This window comes from Burkholderia sp. MSMB1459WGS, assembly GCF_001534535.1.
Lineage (GTDB): Bacteria > Pseudomonadota > Gammaproteobacteria > Burkholderiales > Burkholderiaceae > Burkholderia.
Genome location: NZ_LPMU01000051.1, coordinates 25,675 through 38,624 on the forward strand (window position 1 = coordinate 25,675; position 12,950 = coordinate 38,624).

Here is a 12,950-nt window from a genome sequence, read left to right on the forward strand (position 1 = left end):
AAGATGAATAGTAAGATTGCAATAATTGGGGTGGCTTGTCGGTTTCCCGGGGGCGCAAACAATCTTGGCGACTTCTGGCAACTGCTGCGCGACGAACGCGACGCAGTAACCGAAATCCCTGCCGACCGCTTCGGTACCGATTTCTACCAGCACCCGTCCAAACGCGAACCGGGCAAGAGCTACACGTTCGCGGCCGGCGTGCTCGACAACGTCGCCGGCTTCGACGCCGCGTTCTTCGGCATTTCTCCGCGCGAAGCGGCCCAGATGGACCCTCAGCAGCGCCTGCTGCTCGAACTTGCATGGGAAGCGTTCGAGGACGCCGGCGTGCGCCCGGCGGACATGCGCGGCAGCAACTGCGGCGTCTTCGTCGGCGCGGCCAGCATGGATTACGGCAACCGCAATATGGACGATCTGAACGTGATCGATCCGTATTCGGCGACCGGCAATACGCTGAGCATCGCGTCGAACCGCGTGTCCTATCTGTTCGACCTGCACGGCCCGAGCATGACGGTCGACACCGCCTGCTCGTCGTCGCTCGTCGCCCTCCATCAGGCCGTCAAGGCGCTGCAGTCCGGCGAAGCCGACGTGGCGCTCGCGGGCGGCGTCAACCTGCTGCTGCACCCGTTCGGCTTCGTCAGCTTCTCCAAGGCGTCGATGCTGTCGCCGCGCGGCCGTTGCCGCGCATTCGACGCGACCGGCGACGGCTATGTGCGCTCGGAAGGCGGTGCGGTCGTGCTGCTCAAGCCGCTCGATCGCGCGCTGGCGGACGGCGACACGATCCATGCGGTGATCGCCGGCTCCGGCGTGAACTCGGTCGGCCACTCGCCGGGCGGGATCAGCGTGCCGGGCGCGGCCGCGCAGGCAGCGCTGCTGCGCAGCGTGTATGCACGCGCCGGCATCGATCCGCAGTCGCTCGCTTATCTCGAGGCGCACGGCACCGGTACGGCAGTGGGCGATCCGATCGAAGCACGCGCGCTGATCGACGTCGTGTCGGGCGAGCGCCCGGCGGACCGTCCGCTGCTGATCGGTTCGGTGAAGACCAATATCGGCCACCTCGAAACGGCATCCGGCATGGCCGGCCTGCTGAAGGCCGTGCTGTGCCTGAAGCATCGCGCGGTGCCGCGCTCGCTGCACTTCGTCACGCCCAATCCCGGGATCGATTTCGACGGCGGGCGTCTGCGTGTCGTCGATCGCTACATGCCGCTCGACGCGGGCGGCGCGCCGCTGACGGTCGGCGTCAACTCGTTCGGTTTCGGCGGAACGAACGCCCACGTCGTGCTGACCGAGGCGCCGGTCGCAAACGACATATCGACGGCAGCGCCCGTGCCGAATCAAGCGCAACCGTCGCCGCTCGTGCTGACTGCGCGCAGCGCGAATGCGCTCGCGGCGCTCGCAGGCCGCTATCTGGCCATGCTCGACAACGGCGCCGACTGGCAGGCGCTTGCCGGCGCGGCCGCGCGTCGACGTCAATGGTTCGAACATCGCGCGATCGTCGCGCCCGCCGACGTGACGGAAGGCCGTGCGGCGCTTGCGGCGCTCGCGCAGCCGGCGCAGGAAGGGCTGCCGGCCTGCGTCGCGACCGGCCAGGCGCCGGCCGACGCGTTGCGCACCGCGCTCGTGTTCTCGGGCAACGGTTGCCAGTGGGTCGGGATGGGCAACGAACTCTATGCGGAGAACGCGGTTTTCCGTGCGGCGCTCGACGAAGTCGACGCGCTGTGGTGCGAGGACGGCAGCCCGTCGCTTGTCGACGTGATGCGTGGCGGCCCGAGCGCGGAATGGCTGGCCGGCGCGGGCGCCGAATGGCTCGCCGCGACGGAGAACGCGCAGCCGCTGCTGTTCGCGATCCAGGTCGGGATGATCCGCGTGATCGACGCACGCGGCATGCGTTACGACGCGGCGATCGGCCACAGCGTCGGTGAAATCGCCGCGGCGTGGGTGACGGGGGCGCTGTCGCTCGCCGACGCGGTGCGCGTGATCAAGATCCGCAGTCGCGCGCAGGCGATGACGCGCGGCAGCGGCCGGATGGCAGCGGTCGGCATCGGCGAGGCGGCGGCGCGCGAGCTGATCGCGCGCCACGGGCTGGCGCGCCGGGTCGAGGTGGCCGGCATCAACAGCCCCGATGCGGTCACGCTCGCAGGCGAACTGCAGGGCTTGCAGGCGCTGGAGGCGGCGCTGCGCGGCAGCGGCAAGTTCTTCCAGATGCTCGATCTCGACTATGCGTTCCACAGCAGCCACATGGATCGCATCGAGCCGGTGGTGCTGGCCGAACTGGCCGGCGTGCGGCCGCAACCGGACAACGGCGCGTTCGTGTCGACGGTGACCGGCGGCCCGTTGGCCGGCAACGAACTGGATGCGCGCTACTGGTGGCGCAACATCCGCGAGCCGGTGCGCTTCGGAGACGGCATCGCGCACTTGATCGAGCAGGGCGTCCGGCTGTTCATCGAAGTCTCGCCGCATTCGATCCTGCGCACGTACGTGAAGCAGGCGATGACGGCGGCCGGCGTGACAGGCGTGGCGCTGCCGACGCTCAAGCGCGATCACGGCAGCGCGGCGACGCTGCGGCAAGCGATTCTCGCGGCGATCGCGCACGGCGCGAGCGTCGATCCCGACCGCTTCGCGCCCGGCGCATCGCGTGCGGCATTGCCGTCCTATCCGTGGCAGCGCGACCGCTTCTGGCTCACGCCGACCGTCGAAGGCTACGGTCTCGTCGATCGCCGCCGCGAGCATCCGCTGCTCGGCTATCGCCTGCACGAACACGCATTCGGCTGGGAAAACCAGCTCGATCCGGCGAAGCTGCCGATGCTGGCCGATCACGTCGTCGACGGCGGCGTGGCGTTCCCGGGCGCCGGCTACGTGGAAATGGCGCTCGCTGCGGCGCGGACCTTCTTCGATACGCCGGATGCGGCGCTCGAAAACGTCGAGATCCGCACGCCGGTCGTATTCCAGCCGCAGCAGGCGAAGCTGTTCCGGCTCGTGATCGAGCCGCGCACCGCGACGTTCACGATCGAGACGCGCGACCGGATGTCCGACGGCGCATGGGCGCTGAACGTGACGGGGCGGATGCTCGAAAGCGGCAACGCGCTCGGCGCCGCGAGCAGCGTGCCGGCCGAGACGCTCGAGCGCCTGCTCGCGCTGCCGGCCGCCGACGGCGACACGCTGTATGCGAATACCGCGGCGATCGGCCTCGGCTACGGGCCGGCGTTCCGCTGGGTCCGCACCGTGCGGGTTGCCGCGGCCGAGGACGTCGCGCTGGCCGACGTCGCCGCGCCGGCCGCGTGCGGCGATGCGCGGGCGCTGTCCGCCTATCTGCTGCATCCGGCGCTGATGGACAGCGGGTTTCATCCGCTGTTCGCGCTGCTTGCCGCGCAGGCGCGCGACGGCGAGCATCCGGCTTACGTGCCGGTGCAGATCGGCCGGGTCGACTACCTGCGCGGCGACACGGTCGCCCGCGTGCTCGCGCGGATCGACCGGCGCAGCCCGCATTCGATCGTCGCGCATTTCGAATTCCTCGACGCGCACGGCGCGATCGTGGCGCGGCTCGGCGCATGCCGGTTCCGGCGCGTGGACCTCGTCGGTCGCCGCCAGAACCTGCCTTCGCGTTTCGTCTACCGCCTCGAAGAGATGCCGCTGCCGAACGACGTCGACGCGGCCGCGTTGCCGGCGCCCGACGCGCTGCTCGCGCAAGCCGTCGCGCGCGTCGATGCCGCCGGGCTCGACGGTCGCCGGACGCAGCATTTGACCGAAATCCTGCCGCTGCTCGACGTGCTGGCGAGCCTGTACGTGCTCCGCGCGTTCGATGCGCTCGGCGTGTTCGCCGGCACGTGGCAGCCTGCTCCGGAGCGGGCTGCGTTCGCTGCACGCCTGGCCGACATGCTCGTCGAGGATGGTCTTGCCGCTCGTGACGGCGCGCGTCTGGTGCGCGACGATGCGGCGTGCGCGGCGCTGCCGCCGCTCGACGATCTGTGGCGCGGGCTGCTGGCCGAATCGCCGGGGCACGTGGCCGAGCTGACGTTGCTCGCCCATTGCGGCGCGGCGCTGCCCGACGTGCTCAACGGTGCGAAGGACGATGCTCGCTGGTTGTCGCCGACCGGGCACAGTCTGGTCGAGCAACTGCTCGCCGTATCGCCGACCTGGCAGCACGTGCATGCGCTGCTGACGGCCGGCGTCGAGCGGGCGGTCGACGCGTGGCAGCCGACGCGCCGGCTGCGCGTGCTCGAACTGGGCGCGACGGACGGCGACGTGCTGCAAACGCTCGGCATGCATCTCGCCGCCGCGCGCTGCGATCACACGATCGCCGCGACGGCCGGGCAATTGGCCGGATTCGATACGGATGCGCAAGCGACGGTGCGCACGGTGGCGTTGCAACCGGGCGAACGCTTGTCGCTGTCCGCCGACGATGCCGGGCCTTATGACCTGATCGTCGCGAACCGCGCGCTGAGCGGCCGTCACGATCCGGCCGATGCACTGAACGCGATGCGGTCGTGGCTGGCGCCGGGCGGCTTGCTGCTGCTGGCGGAGTCGCGTCGCGGCCGCTTCTCCGACATCGTGTTCGCCCCGCAGGCGGCGGCGACGGAAGCCGATGCGCCCGCGTCGCTGGCGCCGGCGGATCTCGAAGCGGCGCTGGCGCGCGCGGGCTACGTCGACGTCGTGCGGCATGTCGAGCAGGGGCTCGATCTGGATGGCACGCCGACGTTCGTCATCGCGCGCAACCCGGCCAGTACTGCTGCCGCGCAACACGGCAGCGACGCGAGCGATCTCGATGGGCTCGCCCGCAGCGAACAATGGCTCGTGATGCACGCCCCGGACGCGGCCGGCGGTTTCGGCGGGCGACTGGCCGATGCGCTCGCGCACGCGGGCTATCCGGCCGATATCGTCGACGTCACGCATGCGGCCGACGCGATCGCGTCGTTGCCGGCCGGGCAGCCGGCGCATGTCGTGTTCTGCGCGCCGGAGACGCCGCTCGCCGATACGACGACGGGAGACGGTCTGATGGCCGCGCTGCGTCACGGCGTGATCGCGCTGGCAGCACTCGTGCGCGCGCTCGGCGCGCAGCCGAACGCGGCCACGCGACTGACCGTCGTCACGCGCGGCGGCGCGCCGTTCGCCGAGGCCGCGCATGCGCATCCGGAACAGGCGACGCTGTGGGGCCTCGGTCGCGTGCTGGCGAACGAGCATCCCGAACTCGCGTGCCGGCTGATCGACGTCGATCGCACGGCGGAAGGGATCCCCGATGCGCTGATTCGCGAGCTGACCGGCGCGGCGGTCGAGGAAGAAGTCGTGCTGAGCGCACACGGGCGGCTGGTGCCGCGCATGCTGACGGCCGCGCAGGCCGCGGCGCGCAGCGACGGCGCGATGGCGCGCGCGTCGGTGCTCGCGTTCGACGCACCGGGCTCGCTGCGCAATCTCGAATGGTTCGCGTTGCCGGAACGCGCGCTGGGCGACGACGAGGTGGAAATCGAGCCGGTTGCCACCGGCCTGAATTTCCGCGACGTGATGTATGCGATGGGGCTCCTGTCCGACGAAGCGGTCGAGACCGGCTTCGCGGGCGCGACGATCGGCATGGAACTGTCCGGCCGCGTCGTCCGGGTGGGCCGCGCGGTGACGGAATTCGCGCCGGGCGACGCGGTGCTCGGCTTCGCGCCGGCATCGTTCGCGACGCGCGTGAGGACACGCGCGCAGGCCATCGCGCCGAAGCCCGAACGCCTGTCGTTCGAGGAAGCGGCGACGGTGCCGACCACGTTCTTCACCGCGTACTACGCACTGGTCGAACTCGCACGGCTGCGCCGCGGCGAGCGCGTGCTCGTGCACGGCGGTGCGGGTGGCGTAGGGATCGCCGCGATTCAGCTCGCGCGCCACTTCGGCGCGGAAGTGTTCGCGACGGCCGGCAGCGACGAGAAACGCGAGTTCGTGCGTCTGCTCGGCGCCGATCACGTGCTCGATTCGCGCAGCCTGGCCTTCGCGGACGAGATTCGCGCGATGACGGGCGGCGAGGGCATCGACATCGTGCTGAATTCGCTCGCCGGCGAGGCGATGGTGCGCAGCATCGATACGTTGCGTCCGTTCGGCCGTTTCCTCGAACTCGGCAAGCGCGATTTCTACGAAAACAGCCATATCGGCCTGCGGCCGTTCCGCAACAACATCAGCTATTTCGGCATCGACGCCGATCAGTTGATGGGCGCGTTGCCTGCGCTGACCGCACGGCTGTTCGGTGAAGTGATGGCGCTGTTCACGGAAGGCGTGCTGCATCCGCTGCCGTATCGCGCGTTTCCTGCCGAGCGGGCCGAGGATGCGTTCCGCTACATGCAGCAGGCGCGCCAGATCGGCAAGGTGCTCGTGACCTATCCGTCCGGTACGCCCGCGCCGACGCGCGGCGTCGCGCGGGCGGAGGCGCTCGCGCTCGATCCGCATGGCGCATACCTGGTGGTCGGCGGCACGGGCGGCCTGGGCTTCGCGAGCGCGCGCTGGATGATCGAGCGCGGCGCACGCCGGCTGACGCTGGCGAGCCGCTCCGGCGAACTCGCTGCGCCGGCGCGCGACGAGGTCGCGCGCTGGCACGATACGCTCGGCGTCACCGTCGACGTCGTGTCGTGCGACGTGACCGATGCGGCGGCGGTCGACGCGATGATTGCCGCGATCGTCCGGCGCGGCCTTCCGCTGAAGGGCGTGCTGCATTCCGCGATGTCGATCGACGACGGCCTCGTGCGCAATCTCGACGATGCGCGGATGGCCGCGGTGCTCGCGCCGAAGGTGGCCGGCGCATGGAACCTGCATCGCGCGACGCGCGGGCTGCCGCTCGACCTGTTCGTCGTCTATTCGTCGGCGACGACCTATCTCGGCAATCCGGGGCAATCGAATTACGTCGCGGCCAACACCTTCCTCGAGGCGCTGGTCGAACATCGCCGTGCAGCGGGCTTGCCCGGCACGTTCATGGCCTGGGGGCCGCTCGAGGACGTCGGCTTCCTCGCACGCCACGCCGATACGCGCGAAGCGTTGCAGTCGCGGATCGGCGGCGCGTCGATCACGTCCGACGAAGCGATGGCCGCGCTCGAGCGCGTGCTGACCGCGGGCGCGGCCGGCGAAGCGGTGGTGCGGCTCGACTGGCACGCGGTCGCACGCGGGATGCCGGCCGCGAAGGCGCGCCGGTATGCGCTGCTGCAATCGCAGGCGAAGGGCGGCGATGCGCGCGATGGCGGCACGCAGCTGCGCGAAGAGGTGCTCGCGCTGCCGCGCGACGAAGCGATCGCGCTGGTCGCGCGGACGCTGCAGGCGCAGATCGCGCGGATTCTGCACATGACGCCCGATCGCATCGCGCTCGACAAGTCGGTGCTCGATATGGGCATGGATTCGCTGATGGGGATGGAGCTCGGCCTCGCGGTCGAGGAAGCATTCGAGGTCAAGCTGTCGGTGATGGCGATCGCCGAAGGCGCGTCGGTGACGACGCTGGCCGCGCGCATCGTCGATTCGATCGGCGCGTCGGCCGATACCGGCGCCGATGCCGTGGCGGCGACCGATGCCGCTCAAGAGGCCGTCGCGGCGCTCGCCGCGAAGCATGCGATCGAAGGCGAAGCGCGCGCGATGCTCGATACGCGGCCGGCATCGGTTGTCGGCCAGGCGTCGCCGCCGCCGTCGCTCGAGGTGGCGCGGTGAGCGCGCCGACCGGCTGGGCGACGCGGCAGGGCACGCTGGCGCGCCCGCTGACGATCGACGGGCACGGGTTGCACACGGGCCGCCGGGTCGCCGTGCGGATTCTGCCCGCGCGTCCGGAAGACGGCGTGACGGGTATCGTGTTCCGTCGGGTCGCGCACGGGCGCACGGTTGCGACGTTGCCCGTCGATCCCGCGCTGCGCCGTGCGCAGCCGCTCTGCACGATGCTGCGCAATGCCGACGGCATCGGCGTGCGCACGGTCGAGCACCTGCTTGCATCGCTGCTCGCATGCGAGATCGATCATGCGATCGTCGAGCTCGATGCGGAAGAGGTGCCGATTCTCGACGGCAGCGCAACCCCATGGGTGGATGCGATCCGCGCGTGTGGCCGCGTCGCGCTCGATGCGCCGAAGCGCTTCATCCGCGTATTGCGGCCGGTCGTCGTCACGGACGGCGATGGCGACCAGCGGCGCGAAATGCGGCTCGAGCCGGCGCCGCGCTACGAACTGAGCGTACGCAACGACCTGCGCGGCTTCGGCGACATGCATTGGGACGGCGCGCTGACGCCGGCCGCATTCGCGACCGACATCGCGCCGTCGCGCTCGTACGGGCGCGTGAAGTGGGCCGTGCCGGCGATCGTCGCCGGCTATCTGCGCGGCGTGCCGATCCTGCGCGGCGCGCGGCCGTCGTGCACCGCGTCGATCGTCGGCAATCGCGTGCTGGGCGGGATGCGGCTGCCGGAGGAGTTCGTCCGGCATCGCGTGCTCGACCTGATCGGCGATCTCGCGTTGGCCGGTGCACCGCTGCTCGCGCGCGTGAGTGCGCTGCGGCCGAGCCACGAGATGAATTTTCGGCTGGTCGATGCGTTGCTGGCCACGCCCGATGCGTGGCAGTGGGCCGACTTTTCCGACGCATGACACCACGCCTTTTAAAAATACGCGGCGTAACATAGCGTCTTTTCGAGATACAGCGAAGGAAGCAATGGCACTGGGAGAGCATCTTCGCCAGCAACTGGCGGCGAAAGCGCTGAAACGGCAACTGGAGCGCGCGACCGACGCCGCGGCGGCGCCCGGCGTGCCGGGCACGCCGGCGGCGCAGGCCACGTCGGCGCGCAGCCGCTTCGAATCGATGCCGCAGTATCAGCAGGTCCGGATCATGCGCGAGATGGGCGAGAAGCTGCGGGTCGACTCGCCGTTTTTCCGTGTGCACGACGGCGTCGCCGGAGCGACCACGCAGATCGGCGGCCGCGAATACCTGAACTTCGCGAATTACAACTATCTGGGCCTGGCCGGCGATCCGGCGGTGTCCGCGCGCGCGAAAGCCGCGATCGACCGCTACGGCACGTCGGCTTCGGCGAGCCGGATGGTCGCGGGCGAGCGCCCGGTGCAGCGCGAGCTCGAGCGGGCGCTGGCTGCGTTCTACGAGACCGACGACTGCGTCGCGTTCGTGAGCGGCCACGCGACCAACGTGACCGTGATCGGCGCGCTGTTCGGCCCGGGCGACCTGGTGGTTCACGACGCGCTCGCGCACAACAGCATCGTGCAGGGTGCGCAGTTGAGCGGCGCGAAGCGGCTGAGCTTCGCGCACAACGACTGGCAGGCGCTCGACGAGCTGCTGTCGCGCGTGCGCCGCGAATACCGGCACGTGCTGATCGCGATCGAAGGGTTGTACAGCATGGACGGCGATTTCCCCGACCTGCAGCGCTTCGTCGACGTGAAGACGCGCCACGGCGCATTCCTGCTGGTCGACGAGGCGCATTCGCTCGGCGTGCTCGGCGCGACTGGCAAGGGCATCCGCGAGCATGGCGGCGTCGCGCCCGACCAGGTCGACATGTGGATGGGCACGATGAGCAAGACGCTGGCCGGTTGCGGCGGTTTCATCGCCGGCTGCCAGCCGCTCGTCGACATGCTGCGCCATCTGGCGCCGGGTTTCCTGTACAGCGTCGGGCTCGCGCCGACGCTCGCCGCAGCGTCGCTGGCCGCGCTCGAACGCCTGCAGGCCGAGCCGGAGCGCGTCGCGCAACTGCAGGCGCGCGGGCGCCAGTTCCTGACCGAGGCGCGTGCCGCCGGGTTGAATACGGGCACGAGCGCCGGGTATGCGGTCGTGCCGGTGATCACGGGCAGCTCGCTGAAGGCCGCGCAGTGGGCGAATGCGATGTTCGACGAAGGCATCAACGTGCAGCCGATCTTCTATCCTGCCGTCGAGGAGAAGGCCGCGCGGCTGCGCTTTTTCATCTGTTCGACGCATGAGCCGGAGCAGATCAGTCGGGCGGTTGCCGTGTTGTCGCGTCTTGCAGGGCGCAGTGCGTGACGCGGGGCGCCGTGGTTTCGCAAGCGGTCCCGCGCGCCGGCGAACCGGCGCGATTTCGCGCGGCCGATGCGGATGACGCGGCAGCATGCGCGCCGCTCGTGTTTGCGTCCGGTGTGGCCGAATTCGGCTTCTTTCTTGGCGAAAGCGACGCGCGCTGCATCGCTTTCTTGCAACAGGCATTCCGGTCGCGCCACGGACGCTTCTCGTGGCGCCGGCATCGCGTCGCAGTCGCAGACGATGGCACGGTGCTCGCGGTGATGGCGATTCACGACGGGCAGCGGACAACGTTCGACGACGTGCACGTCGTGTGGGCATTGATGCGCTTCTTTGGGCTGCGCCGCACGATCGGTCAGCTGCTACGCGGACTGGTGCTCGAGACAGAGATTCCGGCGCCGAAGCGTTCGCAGATTATGATCGCACATTGCGCGACGGATGAGCGCCAGCGCGGTACGGGCATCTTCAGCGCGCTGTTTCGCGATGCGCTGGATACCGGCGCGTTGCCGGCCGATGGCAGCCGTGACGTCGTGCTCGACGTCCTGACCCGAAACGTGCGCGCCCGCGCGCTGTACGAACGTCTCGGGTTCGTCGCGCTGCCGCGGCTGCGCGCGCGTTCGCGCAGGTTGCCGGGCGAGCTTGATTCGACTCGGATGCGGTTTCATCGTCGCGGCCAACCAGGACAGTGGGCCGATGTGACGTAAGGCGGAGGGTTCAACCGTCGGTCGCCACGATAGCGCGCCGAAAAAGAAGAAGGGAGTAGAGGCGCTGGCGAGCCGGTGGCCCCGCCAATATCAGCCGTTCAACGGCAATTTCTGCATGATCGCGTGCACGCATTCGAGCGGACTTGCTTCGCCCGTGCGCACATGCACGTCGGGCAATACCGGCTTTTCATAGGTCGATTCGATACCCGTGAACTGCCGAATGGTCCCTTGCCTTGCCAACGCATACAGCCCCTTGGGGTCGCGCGCTTCCGCCACATCCAGCGCGACGTCGACGAAGACTTCGAAAAACCTGCCCTGCGGAAAACGCGCGCGCGCTTTGGCCCGTGCCTCCCGAAACGGCGAGATCAGCGCAACGATGACGACGAGCCCCGCATCCACCATCAGGCGCGCGACCTCGGCCGTTCGACGAATGTTCTCGTGGCGGTCAGCGTCGCTGAATCCCAGGTCCTGATTCAATCCTTCGCGAAGCTGGTCGCCGTCCAGCAGAAAAGTCCGCAGGCCGCGCGCGTCGAGTTGTTCCTTCAGTAGATTCGAGAGCGTCGATTTGCCGGCACCGGAGACACCGGTGAGCCATACCACGAAGGCATGGTCCTGCTTCATGCTGGAAAGCACGGATTGATTGCCCGTCAGCATGACAGGAAGTGGGTTTTGGAGATCTTGAGTCATCTCGGAGTCGATGTGCCGGTAACTGCGTCGCTGCTTTATTGTGATGCGGATTCATCCGTCGGCGAATTGTAACGTGCCTTTTCAAAATTTGTAACTTGAATATTTTAATCAGGAATAAGCGTTCTCCTTCGCGCGGGACGACGATGTACGAGTCCTCTCCATCAGGTAATGATTGCCGATTCGCCGTAATAATTCGAAACGACGGAGTGTCGCCGACGCGGTGGAAGGTGCGTACAATATTGGCCCCGTTTTATCGCCCGCTGGATTTTCGGTGTGTCCCGATCACGCCCGTGCCACGAGGGCAATGGGGCAGACGATTTGCGTCGGAATTCGTTGGGAGAATGGTGGCGATTGTTCGTCGACGTATCGCGGAATTCCTCGTACCTATGTTGTCGCGCGTACGTCGATTATCGCCCTGGATTCCTGGCCGGAATCAAATCGCAAGAGTATTAATTTTTTATTCGGCGAAAATTTCAGTAGTGTGCAGGTCTGCTTTCGTCATGCGATTCCGTCGCTCATTATCGAATTGGGGAATTATCCCAGGCCCGTTGCCCGATCGTATTCGTCGGGAGATGATTCGTATCGCTTTCATTGATTCGGCGGTACCGATCGCCGGTCCGTCAAAACGGATCGCCGCAATTGCCGTATCGCGCCGAAGTATTCGACATTCGGATGCGCTCGCTTTCGTCAGGACTGCGGCATGTCACTTGTGCCGCGGCCCGAACGGCCGCTGCTGCACGTCGGCGCCGTGCGCGACGATCGCCATCCCCTCCGGCACTTCCTCCCACGCGCCGCGCAGGTCGACGAGCGGCTCCGACACGACCATGAACGCATCGTCGCCGGCTTCGGCGATACGCGGGTTATGCGGATACAACTCGTGCAGGTGCTTGAACGACGTGCTGTGGAACAGCGACCGCGATTTTCGTTCACTCGAGTAACGCACCGCGACGATCCGTTCGCCATCGGTCGCGCAGATCGTCATGTTGAGCGGATCGGCGACGCGATGCCGCGCGGCGGTTTCCTCCACCACGCCGACCATTCGTTCGAGCGCCGGCAGCGGCGCCTGCTCGAGACCGTACGTCAGCGCGAGGCGGAACATCAGCTCGGAGTCGGTCGAGCCTTCGAGCGTCGGGAACAGCGCGGGATCGACTTTCATCGTCAGGTCGCGGCGCAGCTTGTGGAAGTCGCGGATCAGCCCGTTGTGCGCGAACAGCCAGCGGCCGTGACGGAACGGATGGCAGTTGGTTTCCTGCACGGGCGTGTCGGTTGCCGCGCGAATATGCGCGATGAACATCCGCGAGCGGATCGCGCGCGCGGCTTCGCGCAGGTTGCGGTCGTTCCACGCGGGATGCACGGAGCGATAGCGGAACGGGAGTTCGTCGGGATGCCCGTACCAGCCGATGCCGAAGCCGTCGCCGTTGGTCGTCGTCGCGCCCAGCTCCGAATGCAGGCTCTGGTCGATCAGCGAATGCTTCGCGCGGAACAGCACGGTTTCCAGATGGATCGGATTACCCGTATAGGCGAGCCAGCGGCACATGGAGCGCTATATGAACGCGTCCCGTTTGCAACAGTTTTCGTGTGTTCCGACAGACAGGATGGGCTGCAGCTCTA

General features: G+C 68.3%; 6 protein-coding genes. 4 read left to right on the forward strand and 2 right to left on the reverse strand.

Annotation, left to right across the window (positions count from 1 at the left end):
• Nucleotides 1–3 precede the first annotated feature (3 nt).
• The 4 genes from WT97_RS19535 (at nt 4) to WT97_RS19550 (ending at nt 10,652) form a co-directional block, all read left to right on the forward strand.
• Nucleotides 4–7,647, forward strand: coding sequence for a type I polyketide synthase (locus tag WT97_RS19535; protein ID WP_060354169.1), 7,644 nt, complete (start codon nt 4–6; stop codon nt 7,645–7,647).
• Nucleotides 7,644–8,561 (forward strand): UDP-3-O-acyl N-acetylglycosamine deacetylase, encoded by a 918-nt coding sequence (locus WT97_RS19540; RefSeq protein WP_060354170.1) that lies wholly within the window; start codon nt 7,644–7,646, stop codon nt 8,559–8,561. The genes WT97_RS19535 and WT97_RS19540 overlap by 4 nt, the downstream gene beginning before the upstream one ends.
• 64 nt (nt 8,562–8,625) lie before the next feature.
• Nucleotides 8,626–9,954 carry an aminotransferase class I/II-fold pyridoxal phosphate-dependent enzyme gene (locus tag WT97_RS19545; protein WP_059791747.1) on the forward strand — a complete coding sequence of 443 codons (1,329 nt, stop codon included), beginning with the start codon at nt 8,626–8,628 and terminating at the stop codon, nt 9,952–9,954.
• Nucleotides 9,951–10,652, forward strand: a complete 702-nt coding sequence (locus tag WT97_RS19550; RefSeq protein WP_060354171.1) for an N-acetyltransferase — start codon at nt 9,951–9,953, stop codon at nt 10,650–10,652. Before WT97_RS19545 ends, WT97_RS19550 begins: the two co-directional genes overlap by 4 nt.
• A 90-nt stretch (nt 10,653–10,742) precedes the next feature.
• On the opposite strand, the gene cysC is transcribed toward WT97_RS19550, so the two are convergent.
• Nucleotides 10,743–11,306 (reverse strand): adenylyl-sulfate kinase, encoded by a 564-nt coding sequence (cysC, locus tag WT97_RS19555; RefSeq protein WP_059501068.1) that lies wholly within the window; start codon nt 11,304–11,306, stop codon nt 10,743–10,745.
• 736 nt (nt 11,307–12,042) lie between these two features.
• A complete protein-coding gene (locus tag WT97_RS19560; RefSeq protein WP_060035944.1) occupies nt 12,043–12,876 on the reverse strand; it encodes a class II glutamine amidotransferase in 834 nt (277 codons plus the stop codon).
• Nucleotides 12,877–12,950: the final 74 nt, after the last annotated feature.

Coding starts and splice junctions, on each gene's coding strand:
- WT97_RS19535 (WP_060354169.1), top strand. CDS start 4: ATGAATAGTAAGATTGCAATAATTGGGGTGGCTTGTCGGTTTCCCGGG.
- WT97_RS19545 (WP_059791747.1), top strand. CDS start 8,626: ATGGCACTGGGAGAGCATCTTCGCCAGCAACTGGCGGCGAAAGCGCTG.
- cysC (WP_059501068.1), bottom strand. CDS start 11,306: ATGCTGACGGGCAATCAATCCGTGCTTTCCAGCATGAAGCAGGACCAT.
- WT97_RS19560 (WP_060035944.1), bottom strand. CDS start 12,876: ATGTGCCGCTGGCTCGCCTATACGGGTAATCCGATCCATCTGGAAACC.